General features: G+C 67.2%; 20 protein-coding genes. 12 read left to right on the top strand and 8 right to left on the bottom strand.

Features of this window, described 5'->3' with window-relative positions; translation table 11 throughout:
* Positions 1 to 39: 39 nt before the first annotated feature.
* The 3 genes from FVF75_RS01735 to FVF75_RS01725 all read left to right on the top strand — a co-directional run bounded on the left by FVF75_RS01735 (position 40) and on the right by FVF75_RS01725 (position 1,573).
* Positions 40 to 393 carry an RNA-binding S4 domain-containing protein gene (locus FVF75_RS01735; RefSeq protein ID WP_148376022.1) on the top strand — a complete coding sequence of 118 codons (354 nt, stop codon included), beginning with the start codon at positions 40 to 42 and terminating at the stop codon, positions 391 to 393.
* 50 nt (positions 394 to 443) lie between these two features.
* Positions 444 to 782 carry a ferredoxin FdxA gene (fdxA, locus tag FVF75_RS01730; RefSeq protein ID WP_148376021.1) on the top strand — a complete coding sequence of 113 codons (339 nt, stop codon included), beginning with the start codon at positions 444 to 446 and terminating at the stop codon, positions 780 to 782.
* A 281-nt stretch (positions 783 to 1,063) separates the two neighbouring features.
* On the top strand, positions 1,064 to 1,573 hold the full coding sequence (locus FVF75_RS01725) for a CarD family transcriptional regulator (RefSeq protein ID WP_148376020.1): 510 nt from the start codon (positions 1,064 to 1,066) through the stop codon (positions 1,571 to 1,573).
* 51 nt (positions 1,574 to 1,624) lie between these two features.
* Here FVF75_RS01725 and FVF75_RS01720 read toward each other — a convergent pair whose 3' ends face one another.
* The gene (locus FVF75_RS01720) at positions 1,625 to 2,380 is read right to left on the bottom strand and encodes an adenosylcobinamide-GDP ribazoletransferase (protein WP_246137969.1); all 756 of its coding nucleotides are present in this window, start codon (positions 2,378 to 2,380) and stop codon (positions 1,625 to 1,627) included.
* 80 nt (positions 2,381 to 2,460) lie between these two features.
* Here FVF75_RS01720 and cobT point away from each other — a divergent pair, with 80 nt between their 5' ends.
* Positions 2,461 to 3,480 (top strand): nicotinate-nucleotide--dimethylbenzimidazole phosphoribosyltransferase, encoded by a 1,020-nt coding sequence (cobT, locus tag FVF75_RS01715; RefSeq protein ID WP_148376018.1) that lies wholly within the window; start codon positions 2,461 to 2,463, stop codon positions 3,478 to 3,480.
* On the opposite strand, the gene FVF75_RS01710 is transcribed toward cobT, so the two are convergent.
* Positions 3,477 to 5,327 carry a monovalent cation:proton antiporter-2 (CPA2) family protein gene (locus tag FVF75_RS01710; protein ID WP_148376017.1) on the bottom strand — a complete coding sequence of 617 codons (1,851 nt, stop codon included), beginning with the start codon at positions 5,325 to 5,327 and terminating at the stop codon, positions 3,477 to 3,479. The genes cobT and FVF75_RS01710 overlap by 4 nt on opposite strands.
* 64 nt (positions 5,328 to 5,391) lie before the next feature.
* Entirely contained in the window at positions 5,392 to 5,865 is a 474-nt protein-coding gene (locus FVF75_RS01705) for an Lrp/AsnC family transcriptional regulator (protein ID WP_148376016.1), read from the bottom strand.
* Positions 5,866 to 5,982: 117 nt separating this feature from the next.
* Between FVF75_RS01705 and hppD the strand changes: the two genes are divergently transcribed.
* Complete coding sequence (hppD, locus tag FVF75_RS01700; protein ID WP_148376015.1) at positions 5,983 to 7,080, top strand: 4-hydroxyphenylpyruvate dioxygenase; 1,098 nt, start codon at positions 5,983 to 5,985, stop codon at positions 7,078 to 7,080.
* A 9-nt stretch (positions 7,081 to 7,089) separates the two neighbouring features.
* Here hppD and FVF75_RS01695 read toward each other — a convergent pair whose 3' ends face one another.
* Both FVF75_RS01695 and FVF75_RS01690 read right to left on the bottom strand, forming a co-directional pair.
* Entirely contained in the window at positions 7,090 to 7,923 is an 834-nt protein-coding gene (locus tag FVF75_RS01695; RefSeq protein WP_148376014.1) for a Rossmann-fold NAD(P)-binding domain-containing protein, read from the bottom strand.
* A gap of 10 nt (positions 7,924 to 7,933) precedes the next feature.
* Entirely contained in the window at positions 7,934 to 8,560 is a 627-nt protein-coding gene (locus tag FVF75_RS01690; RefSeq protein WP_148376013.1) for a J domain-containing protein, read from the bottom strand.
* A 73-nt stretch (positions 8,561 to 8,633) separates the two neighbouring features.
* Between FVF75_RS01690 and FVF75_RS01685 the strand changes: the two genes are divergently transcribed.
* The gene (locus FVF75_RS01685) at positions 8,634 to 8,894 is read left to right on the top strand and encodes a BolA family protein (protein WP_148376012.1); all 261 of its coding nucleotides are present in this window, start codon (positions 8,634 to 8,636) and stop codon (positions 8,892 to 8,894) included.
* Positions 8,895 to 8,897: 3 nt separating this feature from the next.
* On the opposite strand, the gene FVF75_RS01680 is transcribed toward FVF75_RS01685, so the two are convergent.
* From FVF75_RS01680 to gatB, 3 genes are all read right to left on the bottom strand, one after another.
* Positions 8,898 to 9,329, bottom strand: a complete 432-nt coding sequence (locus tag FVF75_RS01680; RefSeq protein WP_148376011.1) for a DUF4177 domain-containing protein — start codon at positions 9,327 to 9,329, stop codon at positions 8,898 to 8,900.
* A gap of 149 nt (positions 9,330 to 9,478) precedes the next feature.
* Entirely contained in the window at positions 9,479 to 9,952 is a 474-nt protein-coding gene (locus tag FVF75_RS01675) for a thioesterase family protein (RefSeq protein ID WP_148376010.1), read from the bottom strand.
* A 32-nt stretch (positions 9,953 to 9,984) separates the two neighbouring features.
* Positions 9,985 to 11,499 (bottom strand): Asp-tRNA(Asn)/Glu-tRNA(Gln) amidotransferase subunit GatB, encoded by a 1,515-nt coding sequence (gatB, locus tag FVF75_RS01670; protein ID WP_148376009.1) that lies wholly within the window; start codon positions 11,497 to 11,499, stop codon positions 9,985 to 9,987.
* A gap of 172 nt (positions 11,500 to 11,671) precedes the next feature.
* Between gatB and FVF75_RS01665 the strand changes: the two genes are divergently transcribed.
* From FVF75_RS01665 to FVF75_RS01640, 6 genes are all read left to right on the top strand, one after another.
* Positions 11,672 to 12,277 (top strand): transglycosylase SLT domain-containing protein, encoded by a 606-nt coding sequence (locus FVF75_RS01665; protein ID WP_148376008.1) that lies wholly within the window; start codon positions 11,672 to 11,674, stop codon positions 12,275 to 12,277.
* A gap of 75 nt (positions 12,278 to 12,352) precedes the next feature.
* The gene (locus FVF75_RS01660; RefSeq protein ID WP_148376007.1) at positions 12,353 to 12,808 is read left to right on the top strand and encodes a VOC family protein; all 456 of its coding nucleotides are present in this window, start codon (positions 12,353 to 12,355) and stop codon (positions 12,806 to 12,808) included.
* Positions 12,809 to 13,435: 627 nt separating this feature from the next.
* On the top strand, positions 13,436 to 13,942 hold the full coding sequence (mraZ, locus tag FVF75_RS01655) for a division/cell wall cluster transcriptional repressor MraZ (RefSeq protein ID WP_148376006.1): 507 nt from the start codon (positions 13,436 to 13,438) through the stop codon (positions 13,940 to 13,942).
* Positions 13,942 to 14,943 (top strand): 16S rRNA (cytosine(1402)-N(4))-methyltransferase RsmH, encoded by a 1,002-nt coding sequence (rsmH, locus tag FVF75_RS01650; RefSeq protein ID WP_148376005.1) that lies wholly within the window; start codon positions 13,942 to 13,944, stop codon positions 14,941 to 14,943. Before mraZ ends, rsmH begins: the two co-directional genes overlap by 1 nt.
* A 7-nt stretch (positions 14,944 to 14,950) precedes the next feature.
* Positions 14,951 to 15,295 (top strand): cell division protein FtsL, encoded by a 345-nt coding sequence (ftsL, locus tag FVF75_RS01645; RefSeq protein WP_148376451.1) that lies wholly within the window; start codon positions 14,951 to 14,953, stop codon positions 15,293 to 15,295.
* Entirely contained in the window at positions 15,292 to 17,079 is a 1,788-nt protein-coding gene (locus tag FVF75_RS01640) for a peptidoglycan D,D-transpeptidase FtsI family protein (RefSeq protein WP_148376004.1), read from the top strand. Before ftsL ends, FVF75_RS01640 begins: the two co-directional genes overlap by 4 nt.
* The last annotated feature ends 7 nt before the right edge of the window (positions 17,080 to 17,086 follow it).

The following is a 17,086-nucleotide window of genomic DNA, read 5'->3' as shown; positions in this document are numbered from 1 at the left end:
GTGGCTGAGACGCCCGGCCCATCCGCACCCAGGCCCGTCATGCGCGCCGACAAGTGGCTGTGGCACGCGCGGTTCTTCAAGACCCGGGGCCTGGCCACGAAACTGATCGCGGGCGGGCATCTGCGGGTCAATTCCGCGCGCGTCGCCAAGCCCGCGCATGCCATCGGGCCGGGGGACGTTCTGACCTTTGCGCAGGGCCGCCGGGTCCGGGTGGTCCGGGTGGTGGCCCTGTCGACGCGGCGCGGCCCGGCGCCCGAGGCGCAGACGCTCTATGACGACCTCAGCCCGCCCGCCGACCCGGCGCCGCGCGCGCCCGGCTTTGACGGCAAGGGACGGCCCAATAGGAAAGAACGTCGCAACGCCCGCCTTTATGACCCGACCCGGCTTGAATGATCCGGCCAAGGGGGTTAGCTAACCTGCGGAATCGCCATTCGGGGTGTCTCATGACCTACATCGTCAACGACAAGTGCATCGCCTGCAAATACACCGACTGCGTCGAGGTATGCCCGGTCGATTGTTTCTACGAGGGCGAGAACATGCTGGTCATTCACCCCGACGAATGCATCGACTGCGGCGTCTGCGAGCCGGAATGCCCCGCCGACGCGATCCGCCCGGACACCGAGCCGGAAGCCGCCAGGTGGGTCGAGTTCAACCGCAAGTATTCCGAGATGTGGCCGGTGATCATCGCCAAGAAAGACCCGCTGCCCGGTGCCGAAGAGCGCGACGGCGAAGAGGGCAAGCTTGAGAAATACTTCTCCGAAAAGCCCGGCGGCGACGACTGATTCGCTCTGAACCGTGCCGCGGCGCGGAAAACGCGGCCAAATCGGCGCGTAACGCTCTGAAATTTGGCGATAAACACCCTGTTTGCAGGTGCGGCGCTTGGTTTTCGGGCATTTTTGATGTATACTGTTTTCCTGATATGAACCCGGAGACCTGATGCGCGCCATCGTGGGGCACGAAAACGCGCTGATTACCTGCGACCCCGATGTGACGAAGCGGTTGATGCCCGTCAACCGTGGCAACGCTTGTCACCGACGCGCGCTTTGAAAGGAAGAAACCTGACATGAGCAAGGCCAAGAAGCTCGATTTCCGTCCCAACGAATTCGTCGTCTACCCGGCGCACGGAGTCGGCAAGATCATCTCGATCGAGGAACAGGAGGTCGCCGGACTGAAGCTCGAATTGTTCGTGATCTCGTTCGAAAAGGACAAGATGACCCTGCGCGTGCCGACCAACAAGGCGACCGAGATCGGGATGCGCTCGCTGTCCAGCCCCGACGTGGTGTCCAAGGCGATGGACACGCTCAAGGGCAAGGCCCGCGTCAAGCGCGCGATGTGGTCGCGCCGGGCGCAGGAGTATGAGCAGAAGATCAACTCCGGCGATCTGATCTCGATTGCCGAGGTGGTGCGCGACCTGCACCGCACCGACGACCAGCGCGAGCAGAGCTATTCCGAGCGCCAGCTCTATGAGGCCGCGCTGGAGCGTCTGACCCGCGAGATTGCGGCGGTGTCGGGCGGCGACGAGATTGCCGCGCAGAAAAAGGTCGGCGACGTCCTGATCTCCCGCGCCGCCTGATCGTTCGAAAAATTGCTGAACCGCCGTCCCCCGGGGCGGCGGTTTTGCGTTTCAGACCAGCGTGCTCAGCGCCATCAGCGCCGCGATCTCGGCCACCTGCTGCGTCGCGCCCAGCACGTCGCCGGTCTGCCCGCCGATGCGGTGTTTCGCCAGCGCGGCCACGCCGATTGCCGCCAGCGCCACCCAGAGGGCAGGGGCCAGAACGCCCCAGCCCACCGCCAGCAGCGACAGCCCGAATGCCACCCCGACCCCGAGCGACGCGGTGGCCTGCGACGGGGTGCCGAGCGAACTGGCCAGCCCGCTGCCGCGCGCGTTGGGCAGGGCCGCCAGCAGCACCGCCATCGGCGCGCGCGACAGGAGTGCGGCGGCCAGAAGCGGCGCCAGCACCCAGCCGTGGGCGAACAGCACCGACTGCGCCGACCAGCGCAGGATCAGCCCCAGCCCCAGCGCCAGCACGCCGTAGCTGCCGGTGCGGCTGTCTTTCATGATCTCCAGCCGCCGGGCGCGGTCGGCCCCGCCCCAGAAGCCGTCGGCGCAGTCGGCCAGCCCGTCCTCGTGCAGCGCGCCGGTGGCGGCGATCTGTGCTGCCAGCGCCAGCCCCGCCGCCAGCCAAACGGAAAGGCCGAGCCACAGCGCCACCTCGCCCACCAGCGCCGCGACGAACCCCACCGCCAGCCCCGCCAGCGGCCAGGCCCAGGCCGCGTGCGGCCCGCGCCGCGCGTCGCTTTGCACCGGAAACCGGGTCAACAGCCCAAGCGCCTCGGTGATGTCGCGCGCCTCGGCCAGGGGGGTGTCGTTTTTTGCCACGCAATCGCCCTTTCCGATCTGTCCAGTCCGCGGGGACATGGCTAAAGAGGTCGCCAATGCATGGCAACAGGAGACCGAAGATGTCCGACGCGCCCTTTACCAGCCTTGCCGGGTTTCGGACCCTGTTGAAGAGCCTGAACGGGCCGGACGGGGCCGCGCGCGCGGCGGCCGAGGCGCGCAACGGGCAACTGACCAAGCCGCCCGGGGCGCTGGGGCGGCTCGAGGATCTCGGCATCTGGTATGCAGGCTGGCGCGGCGATGCGCGCGCCCAGGTCACATCGCCGCAAGTTATTGTCTTTGCAGCCAATCACGGCGTGGCGGCGCGCGGCGTTTCGGCCTTTCCGGCGGAAGTGACGGCGCAGATGGTGGCCAATTTCCGGGCCGGCGGCGCGGCGGTCAACCAGTTGGCGCGGACCTTCGGCGCGCGCATGGATGTGCATTCCATCGAGCTTGAGCGGCCCACGGCGGATTTCACCACCGGCCCGGCAATGACCGAGGCCGAGGTGGTCGCGGCGCTGGCCATCGGCTGGAACGCGGTCGATCCGGCCAGCGATCTTCTGGTCGCGGGCGAGATGGGCATCGGCAACACCACCTCGGCGGCGGCGCTGGCGCATGCGCTGTTCGGCGCGGCCCCGACCGACTGGGTCGGGCGCGGCACCGGGGTGGACGATGCCGGGCTGGCCCTGAAGGCGCGCGTGGTGGGCGAGGGGCTGGCCGCCAATCCGGGTGCGGCGCACGACCCGCTCGAGGCGCTGCGCTGCCTTGGCGGGCGCGAGCTGGCGGCGGTGGCGGGTGCGATTGCCCGCGCGCGCCAGTTGTCGATCCCGGTGGTGCTGGACGGGTTCATCTGCACCTCGGCCGCCGCGGTGCTGGAGCGCGCGGCACCCGGTGCGCTCGATCACGCGGTGGCCGGGCATGTCTCGGCCGAGCCGGGCCATCCCCGGCTGTTGGCCGCGCTGGACAAGACGCCGCTTTTGTCGCTCGGGATGCGGCTGGGCGAAGGCTCGGGTGCGGCGCTGGCGGTGGCGGTGGTGCAGGCGGCGGCGGCCTGCCTGTCGGGCATGGCGACCTTTGCCGAGGCCGGCGTGTCGGACGGTTAGCGGCCCGATTTCCGCCTCGCCGTGTCGTTTTCCTCGAGCTGCGCCATCAGCGCGGTTTCGAGGTCGTTCTGAAGCTCGATCGCGCGCTTGATATAGGCCTCGTTGTCGACCGTGTGCACGCCGGGCTTCCACAATTCCGACAATTCGCGGATGGTCTCGCGGTCGTGCTTGTAGAAGGCGGTCTCGACCTCGTTGGCCTCGAACTCGGAAAGGCCGATGTTTTCCAGCACATAGCGCCCGGCGCGCAGCGAACTGTCGAACATCTCGCGCACCACGTCGTCGGCCCCGGCGGCGCGCAGCGCATAGACGTCGTTGCGGTCGCGGGCGCGGGCGATGATGTGCAGGTCGGGCCTGACCGCGCGGGCGTGGCGCACGATCTTGACCGCGTCCTCGGGCCGGTTCACCGCAACCACCAGCACCTTGGCCTTAGCCAGGCCGGCGGCGCGCAGCAGGTCGGCGCGGGTCGGGTCGCCGAGAAAGCTTTTCACCCCGAAGCGGCGCATCAACTGGATGGTCTTGAGGTTGCTGTCCAGCACCGTGGTCGAAAACCCCGCCGAGCGCACCAGCCGGTTGACGATCTGCCCGAAGCGCCCGATGCCCACGATGATGACGTTGTGCTGTTCGTCGATCGGGTCCGGCTCGATCGGGCCGCCGGCGTCGGCGCGGCGCTTGGAGATCTGGTCGTAGGCGATGAAGAACAGCGGCGTGAACAGCATCGACAGGGCGATGACGGTCAGCACGTCCTGCGCTATCTGGCCGGAGAATACCCGCAATTGCTGGCTGAACGCGGCCAGGACAAAGCCGAACTCGCCCGCCTGTGCCAGCCCCAGCGTGAACAGCCACTGGTCGCGCCCGCGCAGCCGGAAGATATGCGCCAGCGCATAGAGCACCAGGCCCTTGGCCAGCATCAGCGCCAGCGTCAGCCCGATCAGCCGCAGCGGATCGGCAAAGAAGCCGGGCAGGTCCATGCCCGCGCCGACGGTGATGAAGAAAAGACCCAGCAGCAGCCCCTTGAACGGCTGGATGTCGCTTTCAAGCTCGTGGCGAAACTCGGAGTTGGCCAGCACCACGCCGGCCAGGAAGGCGCCCAATGCCGGCGACAGGCCGACCGCGCTCATCAGAACCGCGATGCCGACCACGATCAGAAGCGCGAAGGCGGTGTAGACCTCGCGCAGCCGGGCGGTGTCGATGTAGTGAAACATCGGCCTGACCAGAAAGCGCCCGCCCAGGATCACCGCCGCCACCGCGCCCAGCGTGACCAGCGCCGCCGCCCAGCCGGGCAGCCCCGCGACCAGCGACAGCGACGAATGATCCTCGGCCGCGCGCCGCGCCGCACCCCCGGCCAGAAGCGGGATCAGCGCCAGCATCGGGATCACCGCGATATCCTGCGCCAGCAGCACCGAGAAACTCGAACGTCCGCCGGCGGTCTGGATCAGCCCCTTTTCGGTCAGGGTCTGCAGCACGATGGCGGTCGAGGACAGCGACAGCATCATTCCCAGCGCCACCGCGGTTTCCCAGCGCAGGCCCATCGCCAGTGCTGCGGCGAAGACCGCGATGCCGGTCACCCCGATTTGCAGCCCGCCCAGACCCATCAGCCGGTGGCGCATGTCCCACAGCGCCCTCGGGTCCAGCTCCAGCCCGATCAGGAACAGCATCATCACCACGCCGAATTCGCCGAAATGGCGCAGGTTTTCGGGATCGGTGCCGGCGATGCCGGTGATCGGGCCGATCACCAGCCCGGCCAGCAGATAGCCCAGCACCGACCCCATCCCGAAGCGCGCCGCGATCGGCACGGCGATCACTGCGGCGGCGAGGTAGATCGTGGCTTCGAGCAGAAAACTGTCCATGCTTTCGTATCGCAACCGCCCCGGCGAATGGCAATGGAATTGCGCGATAACCGCCGTGTTTCGGTCAGGTCGGCAGCGGGGCGTCGGGTTTGAGCTGGTCCATCACGATCTGGCTGTGCACCCGCGCCACCGACGGATGCGGCAACAGCACCTCGTGAACCAGCCGGTTCAGCGCCGGCAGGTCTTCGCAATAGACCCGCAGCAGGTAGTCGGCCTCGCCGGTCAGGGTCCAGACCGAGATCACCGCCGGCTGGGCCTCGACCAGGTGCTTGAAGGCGGCCACGGCCTCGGGGGTCTGGCTGGCCATCTGCACCTGCACGAAGGCCTGCACGTCCAGCCCCAGCCGCAGCGGGTCGAGCCGCGCGACATAGCCCCGGATCGCCCCGCGCTCTTCCAGCCGCTGACGCCGCCGCCCGGCCTGCGAGGCCGACAGGTTCAGCCGCGCCCCCAGTTCCTGCGCCGTCAGATGCGCGTCCTTTTGCACCGCGTCCAGAAGGCGCGAGTCGGTCTCGTCGAGGGGAATGCGTGTTTCGTGCATGAGCGGCCTGTTTCGTGCGGATTTACCGTTCCAAGCCGAGTGGTTTCGGCGATAAACGCGCGCAATTCTCGCATCTCCTGCGACATTCTGTCAACAGACGCAGAACAGGAGGCTTTCATGGGTCCGTTTCCGCACGACTCCCCCAAGGCTGAGATCACCGCCGACAATCCCGCCGGCACCGACGGTTTCGAATTCGTCGAGTTCGCTCACCCCGACCCGCAGGCGCTGCGCGACCTGTTTGGCCGGATGGGTTTCAGCCACACCGCCAACCACAAGACCCGCGCCATCGAGCTGTGGCAGCAGGGCGATATCTCGTATCTGATCAACATGGAGCCGGGCAGCCACGCCGCGCGGTTCGCCGAGGAACACGGGCCAAGCGCGCCCTCGATGGGCTGGCGCGTGGTCGATGCGCGCCACGCCTTTGACCATGCCGTCTCCAAGGGGGCCGAGCCGTTCGAGGGGCCGGGCAAGGCGCTGGACGTGCCCGCGATCCACGGCATCGGCGGTTCGCTGATCTACTTCATCGAGGATTACCACGACACCTCGGCCTATAACGCCGAGTTCGACTGGATCGCCTCGGCCCATCCCGAGGGGGTCGGGTTCTACTACCTCGACCACCTGACGCACAACGTATTCACCGGCAACATGGACAAGTGGTTCCATTTCTACGGCGACCTGTTCAACTTCCGCGAGATCCGGTTCTTCGACATCCAGGGCAAGTATACTGGCCTGTATTCCCGCGCCCTGACCAGCCCCTGCGGCAAGATCCGCATCCCGATCAACGAGGACCGGGGCGAAGAGGGGCAGATCGTCGCCTATCTCAAGAAATACAAGGGCGAGGGCATCCAGCACATCGCGGTCGGGACCGAGGACATCTATGGTTCGGTCGATGCCATCGCCGCGCGCGGGCTGGCCTTCATGCCGGGGCCGAACGAGACCTATTACGACATGAGCTATGACCGGGTGAAGGGCCACGAGGAGCCAAAGGACAAGCTGATGAAGCACGGCATCCTGATCGACGGCGAGGGCGTCGTGGGCGGCGGCGAAACCCGGGTGTTGCTCCAGATCTTCTCGAAAACCGTGGTCGGGCCGATCTTTTTCGAGTTCATCCAGCGCAAGGGCGACGACGGCTTCGGCGAGGGCAACTTCAAGGCGCTGTTCGAGTCGATCGAGCGTGAGCAGATCGAGAAGGGCGAGTTGAGCGCGGCCCGGTAGCGCCGCGCCTCAGCCCGCCAGCGCGCGCAGCCGGTCGCGGTTGCGCGCGGCCCAGTCCTCGAGCGTCTCGGGCGCGCGACCCAGCACGGCCTCGACATCGCCCGGCGTGGCCTGCTGGCGCGAAAAGCGCGGCAGGAAGTGCAACAGCAGCATCACCATGATCATCGGCCAGCCCATGCCCTGCCGCCTGGCGTGGATGACATAGCCGGGCAGACTGGCGCGGACATAGCGAAAGCCGGTGCCGGCGGCGCGGTTCACCGCCGCCAGTGCCGCCTCGAAATCCATCAGCCGCCCGCTTGAGACCGTCACCGCCTCGTGCCCGACCTGACCGGTGAGCGCCGCCGCGATCACCGCGGCGATGTCGCGCACCGATATCCAGTCCAGCGCCAGCCCGCCCGCCGGCAGATAGATGCGCCCGGTGCGGGCCAGTTCGGGCGCCAGCGTGGTGGTCAGGTTTTCCATGAAATACGACGGGCGCACGAACACATGGGCAAACCCCATGTCGCGGATCACCGCCTCGATCTTGGCATGCGGCAGATAGCCCCGGCTTTCGGCCCCCTGCACCGACAACAGCACGATCCGCGTGGCCCGGTCGTGCGGGTCGAGGAAGCGCCGGAACGGTTCGGGGTCGGTCAATTGCGGCGGGCGCATCAGGAAGATCGCGTCGAACGCCCGGCCCGGCCCGGTGCCGCTGGCAAGGTCGACCGCGACCGGCTCGGCCCCGTCCGGGCCGCCCTGCGCCGGGTCGCGCAGGCCCGCGAACAGGCGATGGCCGGAGCCTGAAAGCTGCGCCAGCACTTCGCCCCCCACCGTGCCGGTGGCGCCGGTGATCAGGATGTCCATCGTGGCCCGATCACTTGAAACTGCGGCTGTCCTTGATCTGGTCCCAGGCCCAGACAACCTCCTGCAGCTGTTCCTCCTGGCTGCGGTCGCCGCCGTTCATGTCCGGGTGCAGCACCTTGATCAGCGCCTTGTAGGCCTTGCGCACCTCGGCCTTGGTCCAGTGGTCGCGGGCTTCGAGAATCTCGATGGCGCGGCGTTCGGTCGGCGGCAGCTTGCGGGTGCCGGTGATCGACTTGCCGGGGTTGCGGGTGGCGTTCTCGCCCAGCACCTGGTGCGGGTCGTCAACGCCCAGCCGCGCCCAGGCGCGCTGTTCGGCGGAGTTCTTGAACGGCTTGGTCTGGCGCTCCCAGACCCGATCCTTGTCGGCCTGTTCGTTGATCTCTTCCTCGGTCGCGCCGTTGAAGAAATTCCATTTCAGATTGTATTCGCGCACGTGATCCTTGCAGAACCACAGATATTCCTCAAGGTGGTCGGGCGAACGGGGTGCACGGTATTGGCCGCGCTCCTCACAGCCCGGGTGTTCGCAGACGCGTTTCGAGGTTTCGAACGCGCCCGACATGCCGCGCTTGCCGCGGGTCTGCTTCTTTTTGGCGGATGACACCGAAATGTCGAATCCGAAGGGATCGAATTTGTCCATGACACCACTCTTTCCGACTCGAACCCGAGAGTTTAGACCATTTGGCGAATGTTTGAAGAGGCAGGATGAAAAAATGACCAATCGTTCCGAGGAAATCCGTTCCGCGCTGACCGCCGCCTTCGCGCCGCGCGAGCTTGAGGTGATCAACGAGAGCGACAAGCATCTCGGCCACGCCGGCCATGACGGCACCGGCGAGAGCCATTTTCGCGTCAGGATCGCCGACGACGCCTTCGCCGGCATGTCGCGCATCGCCCGCCACCGCGCCGTGCATGACGCGCTGGGCAAGGAGCTTGTGGCGAAAATTCACGCCCTGGCGATCGAGGTGTCGGGCTAGCCGCTACTCGGCGGCAACGTCGCGGTTGTCGCGGCTCGCGGCGGGGCCGGGAACCTTGTGCTTGGGGGCCTCGTGGCTGGCGCCGGGCAGGCGGGGCGCCGGCGTGCGCTCGACCCGTTCGAACTCGACACGCGGCGAGGCCAGCGGCGCTTTCGCGCCATCCTCGGGGGCGACCTCGGCGGCGTCTGTGCTCCGCGCGGCTTCGGCGGCGGCGCGGCGGAACACCAGCACGTTCTGGAACACCGTCGATTTTCCGGTCAGCCCGGCGCGCTCCTCGGAGGGCAGGGTGTCGGCGCGCTGGTATTCCCAGCCTTCCGCCGCCATCTCGTTCATCAACTCCGAAAGCGTGTTGGCGAAGCGGTCGGCGGGCGACTTGAGGCCCCTGATCTTCTTGCCCCGGGTCGGTGCCGGAACCACCTTGTATTCGAACTGCATCGGTCTGTTTCCTTGTGAGCGCCCCCGAGACTAGCAGATTCGCGTGCGAAAAGTCCAAGTGCGCCGTTGAATGCACCACGCCTGTGGCGGAAAAACCCTCATCTGCAAGGGATTGCGGCGCGGCTTTCCGCCGACGCAATATCTCGGGCCTATTTGCGCGCGATCCCGATCGAGCGCCCGGCGCGTTCGGGCCGGTCGGGATGGCCGTGTTTCGCGGCGAAGTCGGCCAGGCGCAACGCGATGTCCTCGGGCATCGGCGCGACCTTGGGGCCGGACATGTCGACATGCAGCCCCATCGCCTCGCCGGTGGCCGACAGCCAGCCGTCGACGTGGTGGATTTCCTGGTAGGTGTGAAAGCGCTTCTCGTCATGGTCGAGCAGCCAGGACTGCACCCGCACCTTGTCGCCCAGATGCAATTCGCGCACGTAGCAGACGTGGAACTCGGCGGTGTAGGTGGTGAACCCGCGGGTCCTGGCATAGTCCGCGCCGAATCCGATCAGGTCGTAGAATTCATCCGCCGCCTTGTCGAATAAGACGTTGTAATAGGCCATGTTCATATGGCCGTTGTAGTCGATCCAGTCGGGCCGGACCTCCATGACGCTGGAGACAAAGGGTTCTGACATGCGTGTCACTCCATCCGGATTGACGGGGTTTTCTACAGCCCCAGTTTCGCCGCCACGATCTCGTTGACCGCCTTGGGGTTGGCCTTGCCGCCGGTGGCCCTCATCACCTGGCCGACGAACCAGCCCGTCAGCTTGGGGTTCGCGCGCGCCTTTTCGACCTGGGCGGGGTTGTCGGCGATCACCGCGTCCACGGCGGCCTCGATGGCGCCGGTGTCGGTGACCTGTTTCATGCCCTCGGTCTCGACGATCTCGGCGGGCGCGCGCCCCGAGGTATAGGCGATCTCGAACACGTCCTTGGCGATCTTGCCCGAGATGTCGCCAGATTTGATCAGCGCGATGATCTCGCCCATGTGCTCGGGCGAGATCGGGCAGGTGGTGATGTCGCGGTCGTCCTTCTTCAGCCGCCCGAACAGCTCGTTGATGACCCAGTTGGCGGCCAGCTTGCCGTCGCCGACCTCGGCCACCTTCTCGAAGTAATGCGCCGCCTCGACATCCGCCGTCAGCACGCCCGCGTCATATTCCGACAGGCCGAACACCGTCACGAACCGCGCCTTCTTGGCGTCCGGCAGTTCCGGCAGGCTCGCCTCGATGGCATCGACCCAGTCCTGTTCGATCTCCAGCGGCAACAGGTCGGGGCAGGGGAAATAGCGGTAGTCGTGCGCTTCTTCCTTCGAGCGCATCGAGCGGGTCTCGTTCTTGTCGGGATCATACAGCCGGGTTTCCTGCACCACCTCGCCGCCATCCTCGAGGATGGCGATCTGGCGGCGCGCCTCATAGTCGATCGCCGCCTGGATGAAGCGCATCGAGTTCATGTTCTTGATCTCGCAGCGGGTGCCGAGATGGGCGAAATCCTGGGTTTCCTGGTAACGCTCGTAGTCGCCCGGACGGCAGACCGAGACGTTGACATCGGCACGCAGGTTGCCGTTCTGCATGTTGCCGTCGCAGGTGCCCAGATAGCGCAGGATCTGGCGCATCTTGACGACATAGGCGGCGGCCTCTTCGGGGCCGCGAATGTCGGGGCGGCTGACGATTTCCATCAGCGCGACGCCGGTGCGGTTGAGGTCGACGAAGGACATGTTGGGGTCCATGTCATGCACCGATTTGCCGGCGTCCTGCTCAAGGTGGATGCGCTCGATGCGAACCCGGCGCGCCACGCCCGGCCCCATGTCGACGATCACCTCGCCCTCGCCGACGATCGGGTGGTAAAGCTGCGAAATCTGGTAGCCCTGCGGCAGGTCGGGATAGAAATAGTTCTTGCGGTCGAAAGCGGAAAAGAGGTTGATCCGGGCCTTCAGCCCCAGCCCGGTGCGCACCGCCTGCTCGACGCAGAACTCGTTGATCACCGGCAGCATCCCCGGCATCGCGGCATCGACGAAGGCGACGTTGGAATTCGGCTCGGCCCCGAAGGCGGTCGAGGCGCCGGAAAACAGCTTGGCGTTGGAGGCGACCTGGGCGTGCACCTCCATGCCGATGACAAGCTCCCAATCCTCTTTCGCGCCCGCGATTCGGGTGGGTTTCGGGGTCTCGAAGGCGAGATGGTCGAGCATGGCGTGGGCTCCCTTGGGTGCGTCTGTGGCGTTCTAGGGCAGGGCCGGGCAGGGGGCAAGAGGCGCGAATGGGCGAGAAATGGCGCATTTCGCGCCTTCGCGGCCCCCCGGGGTTGCCCATGTGGCGCGATTGCAGTCCATCGGCGCTGACAAAAACAACCCGAGATCACTCATGCAGTTCAAGACCGGCCTGATCGCGCTTTCGCTCGCCGCCCTCGCGGGTTGCGCCAGCTTCGACACCGACACCCGTTATTCCACCAAGAACGCACCCGCCGAGGATGCGGCGATGCGCTGGGATTCCCTGCCGGGGGCGGACGCCTGGACCGAAACGACGCTGGCCGCGCTCGACAGCCACGGCAGCGCGCTGGTTTCGGTAGTGCCGGCGGATATCGACACCTGGTGCCCGGCCTATCGCGGCGCCGATGTCGAGGGCCGCAAGGCGTTCTGGACCGGGCTTCTGTCGACGCTGGCCAAGCATGAAAGCACCTGGAACCCGCGCGCCGTCGGTGGCGGCGGGCGCTGGTTCGGGCTGGTGCAGATCTCGCCGGCGACCGCGCGTCACTATGGCTGCGCCGCCGGCTCCGGCGCAGCGCTTCAGGACGGCAACGCCAACCTGTCCTGCGCGGTCCGCATCATGAGCGTGACGGTGCCGCGCGACGGCGTGGTCAGCGCCGGGATGCGCGGTGTCGCCGCCGACTGGGGCCCGTTCCATTCCTCGACCAAGCGCGAGGACATGCGCGCCTGGATGCAGAGCCAGAGCTACTGCGCCGCCGGCTGAGGCCAGACCCCGCGCGACAGCACTTGACCGGGCGCGCTCGGCACGGCTCAATGCGGCGTCCGGCTGGAGGATGTCATGGCCAAGGTGCGCACCTGTCTGTGGTTTGACGGCACTCATCTCGAGGCCGTGCACTTCTATACCGGCCTGATCCCCGGCTCGCGGATCGACGGTGCACCGAACCCCGAGCATCCGCCCGTGGTGATCGACTTCACGCTGGCCGGCACGCCGTATCAGGCGCTGAACGGCGGGCCGCACTACACCCACACCCCCGCTGCCTCGATCCAGGTGATGACCGAGGATCAGGCCGAGACCGACCGGCTGTGGGCCGCGCTGATCGCGGGTGGCGGGGCCGAGAGCCGGTGCGGCTGGTGCGTCGACCGCTTCGGGGTCAGTTGGCAGGTGGTGCCGCGGCAACTGGTGGCCACGGTCGGCGGGCCGGACCCGGATGGCGCGCGGCGCGCGACCGAGGCGATGCTGAAGATGACGAAAATCGACATCGCCACGCTCGAGGCGGCCTATCGCGGCGCCTGAGCCGATTCAGGGACGGGATGGGACGCCATGGGCCGGGCGGTGTTTTGCGCACCGCTCATGGGAAATCATGGGCGAAGCCCGATGAATCGCCGAATCAAACCGGTGAATCCGGGCTGAATTGCCGGGAATCGCGGCGATTCCGCGACCGGAACGGGCAAATTCGGAACTTTTTTCAGATTTTTGTGGGAAATTTCGACCGAGATGGCGCGCGCTATATATTGTGTGTGGTGCGCGGCGTTCCGCTAGGTTTACGCGCGGGCAGGGCAATTCTGGCACAAATTCTTGTGTTTCGCCGTGCTGGAAACGCTCATCTAGTGGGTTCTGGGATCAAAAAGGTATTGATTACCATCAAATCCCATGTCATCCCTGTTTCCACGATGAGGACGGGAACCAAGGGGCAGCAAGACCCCGAAACATCTCCCAAGTCAGGTTTCATACAGGCACCCCGCTTTCATCGGCAAAAGAGAGATCCGGCGCACTCGCGAGCAGACATCCCCCCAGGTGGCGACTGCGATCGGACGAACCCAGAGATGGGACGAGGGCGGCGGATTGGGCAGTGGCAGCAGCTCAATCCGTCGTTTTCGTTAAGGCGGGCGACAAACGAGGGACAGACAGGAGCCGCGCAAAGTGGCCAGGGTATTCAGAGGCGAGGGGCTCCACAAGGTGGATGCGAAGGGCAGGGTGTCGATCCCGGCCCTGTTTCGCCGTGTGCTCGAGGCCGGCGATCCCGACTGGACCGAGGGGCTGACCCCCAACATGGTGATCGTCTATGGCGACCACCGCCGCAAATACCTTGAATGCTACACGATGGAGGCGATCGACGAGGTCGACCGCAAGATCGCGAAACTGCCGCGCGGCTCGGTCGAGCGGCGCCGCGCCCAGCACCTGTTTCACGGCGAGTCGCTGCCCACCTCGGTGGACGAGACCGGGCGGCTGGTGCTGCCCGCCAAGCTGCGCCAGAAGATCGGGCTGGAGGGCGAGGCCTATTTCATCGCCACCGGCGACACCTTCCAGATCTGGAACCCCGAGACCTACGAGGAGGTCGAGCGCAAGAATGTCGAGGCCTGGCTCGACGAGATGCCCGAGGATTTCGACCCGCTGGCGCTATTGCCCGGTGACGACGAGGGCGCGTGATGTCTGCCGACGCACGCGTGACCTCCCCCCGTTCCGATCCCCACATCCCGGTTCTGCTGCGCCCGCTTCTGGCAGCGGTGGCGCCGGTCACCGGCACCTGGGTCGATGGCACTTTCGGCGCCGGCGGCTACGCCCGCGGGCTGCTCGAGGCCGGGGCGGATCAGGTGATCGGCATCGACCGCGACCCGACCGTGTTCGAGATGGCCAGGGCCTGGGCGGGCGCCTATGGCGACCGGCTGCGGCTGGTCGAGGGCACGTTTTCCGACCTCGACGAGATCGCCGGCGGGCCGGTCGATGGTGTGGTGCTCGATCTCGGCGTGTCCTCGATGCAGCTTGACGAGGCGCAGCGCGGCTTTTCCTTCATGCGCGACGGCCCGCTCGACATGCGGATGAGCCGCGCGGGGCCGACCGCGGCGGACCTCGTCAACACGATGGACGAGGAAGATCTGGCCGACATCCTCTATCACTACGGCGAAGAGCGTGCCGCGCGCCGCATCGCGCGCGCGATTGCCCGCACCCGCACCACGCAACCCTTTGAAACCACGTTGCAACTGGCCGAGGTCGTGGCCCGGCAACTGCCCCGCCCCAAGCCCGGCCAGAGCCATCCGGCGACCCGCAGCTTCCAGGCCATCCGCATCGCGGTGAACGACGAGTTCGGCCAGCTTGCCGCCGGGCTGGAGGCCGCCGAACGCGCGCTCAGACCGGGCGGCAGGCTGGCGGTGGTGACGTTTCATTCGCTCGAGGACCGGGTGGTCAAACGCTACCTGCACCTGGCCGCCTCCGAGGGCGGTGGCGGCAGCCGCTATGCCCCCGAACGCGCCGCCGAGGTGCCGCGTTTCACCCTCACGCCGCGCCGCGCCATCGGGCCGGACGAGGACGAACTGGCCGAAAACCCCCGCGCGCGCAGCTCGCGCCTGCGCGTGGCAACCCGAACCGATGCGCCCGCCAACCCGGTGGCGCGCGAGAAACTGGGGCTGCCCGCCCCGGTGTTGAGAGGCTGACAGGATGATGCGGTCGTTGTTTCTGGTAAGTGCCACGCTGGCGGTGTTCGGTCTGGGCTACTGGGCCTATGGCCAGAACTACAAGACCCAGGCGGCGCTGGGCGAGGTCGAGGCGTTGAACCACCAGATCGGCCGGATGCGCGAGGAACTGGCGGTTCTGCGCGCCGAATGGGCCTATCTCAACCGCCCAGACCGGCTGCGCGACCTGGCCGAGCTGAATTTCGACCGGCTGGGCCTGTTGCCGCTGGCGCCCGAGCAGTTCGGGCGGATCGACCAGATCGCCTATCCGGGCGAGGAGACCGTGCTGCCGATCTCGGATGCCATCGACGTGACCGGAGTGTTGCCGCAATGAGCCCCCGCGTTCCCCTGCGCCCGCTGGCGCGCATCCTCGAGGCCCGCGCCAAGGGCGAGAATCCCGACCTGATCGAGCGCGAGAACAAGCATCGCCGCCACGAGGACATGCGCGACCGGGCGCGGCTGCGCGCCGAAAGCCGGCTGGTGGTGCTGGCCGGGCTGTTCGCGCTGGCGTTCGGGGCGGTCGGGGTCAAGATGGGCACCATCGCCTCGTCCGACCCGTCCGAGCCGCGCGCCCATGCCGCCGGGGCCGCCATCGCGGCGGCGCGTGCCGACATCACCGACCGCAACGGCCGCATCCTGGCCACCAACCTGGTGACCCATTCGCTTTACGCCCAGCCGCCGCAGATGGTCGACCCGGCCCGCGCGGCGGCGGAACTGGCGCGGATCTTTCCCGACCTCGACGAAGAGCGCCTGCTGGGCTGGTTCACCGGCACGCGCAAATTCCTGTGGATCAAGAAACGCATCAGCCCCGAGCAGAAACAGGCGGTGTTCGACATCGGCGAGCCGGGGCTTCTGTTCGGCCCGCGCGAAATGCGCCTTTACCCGAACGGCACGCTGGCCGCGCATGTGCTGGGCGGCGCGCGCTTCGGGCAGGAGGGTGTGAACGCCGCCGAGGTGATCGGGGTGGCGGGCATCGAAAAGGCCTTCGACGACCGCCTGCGCGACCCGGCCCGCGCCGGTGAGCCGTTGCAGTTGACCATCGACCTGACCGTGCAGGCGGCGGTGGAGCGGGTGCTGGCCGGCGGCATGACGATGATGAACGCCAAGGGCGCCGCGGCGGTCCTGATGGACGCACGCACCGGCGAGGTGGTCAGCCTGGTCAGCCTGCCCGATTTCGACCCCAACGACCGGCCCTCGCCTCTGGTCGAGGGCAACCCGTCCGACAGCCCCTTGTTCAACCGCGCGGTGCAGGGGCTTTACGAGCTTGGCTCGACCTTCAAGATCTTCGCCGTGGCCCAGGCCCTCGACCTCGGGCTGGTGTCGCCCGAGACGATGATCGACACCCGCGGCCCGCTGCGTTGGGGCAAATACAGCATCAACGATTTCCACGACTACGGCGCGCGCCTGTCGGTGACCGACGTGATCGTGGAAAGCTCGAACATTGGCACGGCGCGCATCGCCATGCAGCTTGGCGCGGTGCGTCAGCGGGCGTTTCTCGAGGCGCTGGGCCTGACCACGCCCACCGGGCTTGAACTGGTCGAGGCGCCGGGGGCGAAACCGCTGGTGCCCGCCAACTGGTCGGAACTGTCGACCATGACGATCAGCTATGGCCACGGGCTGTCGGCCAGCCCGCTGCACCTGGCCGCCGCCTATGCCACCATCGTGAACGGCGGCACCCGGGTGATGCCGACGCTGGTGCGCGACGGCCCGATCCAGCGCGGCCCGCGCGTCATTTCACCCGAAACCTCGGCAATTGCCCGCGACATGCTGCGCCAGGTGGTGACGCGTGGCACCGCGAGTTTCGGCGAGGTGCCCGGCTACGAGGTCGGCGGCAAGACCGGCACCGCCGACAAGCCCAAGGAACGCGGCGGCGGCTACTACGAGGACAAGGTGATCGCCACCTTCGCCAGCGTCTTTCCCGCCGACGACCCGCGCTATGTGCTGGTGCTGACGCTGGACGAGCCGGTGATGACCTCGGGGCGCGAACCGCGCCGCACCGCCGGCTGGACCGCGGTGCCGGTCGCCGCCGAGGTGATCCGCCGGGTGGCGCCGCTGCTGGGCCTCAAGCCGCAGATTGAACCCCTGACCCCAACGGGTGTAACACTCACCTCGAACTGATCGGGGA

The sequence above is a fragment of the Maritimibacter fusiformis genome (genome assembly GCF_008086115.1).
Taxonomy (GTDB): Bacteria; Pseudomonadota; Alphaproteobacteria; order Rhodobacterales; family Rhodobacteraceae; genus Muriiphilus; species Muriiphilus fusiformis.
This window is presented reverse-complemented; position numbering and strand designations above follow the sequence as displayed.

What these genes read in the sequence shown, in the direction of transcription:
- FVF75_RS01735 (WP_148376022.1), top strand. Translation starts at nt 40, where the DNA reads ATGCGCGCCGACAAGTGGCTGTGGCACGCGCGGTTCTTCAAGACCCGG.
- fdxA (WP_148376021.1), top strand. Translation starts at nt 444, where the DNA reads ATGACCTACATCGTCAACGACAAGTGCATCGCCTGCAAATACACCGAC.
- FVF75_RS01725 (WP_148376020.1), top strand. Translation starts at nt 1,064, where the DNA reads ATGAGCAAGGCCAAGAAGCTCGATTTCCGTCCCAACGAATTCGTCGTC.
- cobT (WP_148376018.1), top strand. Translation starts at nt 2,461, where the DNA reads ATGTCCGACGCGCCCTTTACCAGCCTTGCCGGGTTTCGGACCCTGTTG.
- FVF75_RS01710 (WP_148376017.1), bottom strand. Translation starts at nt 5,327, where the DNA reads ATGGACAGTTTTCTGCTCGAAGCCACGATCTACCTCGCCGCCGCAGTG.
- FVF75_RS01705 (WP_148376016.1), bottom strand. Translation starts at nt 5,865, where the DNA reads ATGCACGAAACACGCATTCCCCTCGACGAGACCGACTCGCGCCTTCTG.
- hppD (WP_148376015.1), top strand. Translation starts at nt 5,983, where the DNA reads ATGGGTCCGTTTCCGCACGACTCCCCCAAGGCTGAGATCACCGCCGAC.
- FVF75_RS01695 (WP_148376014.1), bottom strand. Translation starts at nt 7,923, where the DNA reads ATGGACATCCTGATCACCGGCGCCACCGGCACGGTGGGGGGCGAAGTG.
- FVF75_RS01690 (WP_148376013.1), bottom strand. Translation starts at nt 8,560, where the DNA reads ATGGACAAATTCGATCCCTTCGGATTCGACATTTCGGTGTCATCCGCC.
- FVF75_RS01685 (WP_148376012.1), top strand. Translation starts at nt 8,634, where the DNA reads ATGACCAATCGTTCCGAGGAAATCCGTTCCGCGCTGACCGCCGCCTTC.
- FVF75_RS01680 (WP_148376011.1), bottom strand. Translation starts at nt 9,329, where the DNA reads ATGCAGTTCGAATACAAGGTGGTTCCGGCACCGACCCGGGGCAAGAAG.
- FVF75_RS01675 (WP_148376010.1), bottom strand. Translation starts at nt 9,952, where the DNA reads ATGTCAGAACCCTTTGTCTCCAGCGTCATGGAGGTCCGGCCCGACTGG.
- gatB (WP_148376009.1), bottom strand. Translation starts at nt 11,499, where the DNA reads ATGCTCGACCATCTCGCCTTCGAGACCCCGAAACCCACCCGAATCGCG.
- FVF75_RS01665 (WP_148376008.1), top strand. Translation starts at nt 11,672, where the DNA reads ATGCAGTTCAAGACCGGCCTGATCGCGCTTTCGCTCGCCGCCCTCGCG.
- FVF75_RS01660 (WP_148376007.1), top strand. Translation starts at nt 12,353, where the DNA reads ATGGCCAAGGTGCGCACCTGTCTGTGGTTTGACGGCACTCATCTCGAG.
- rsmH (WP_148376005.1), top strand. Translation starts at nt 13,942, where the DNA reads ATGTCTGCCGACGCACGCGTGACCTCCCCCCGTTCCGATCCCCACATC.
- ftsL (WP_148376451.1), top strand. Translation starts at nt 14,951, where the DNA reads ATGCGGTCGTTGTTTCTGGTAAGTGCCACGCTGGCGGTGTTCGGTCTG.
- FVF75_RS01640 (WP_148376004.1), top strand. Translation starts at nt 15,292, where the DNA reads ATGAGCCCCCGCGTTCCCCTGCGCCCGCTGGCGCGCATCCTCGAGGCC.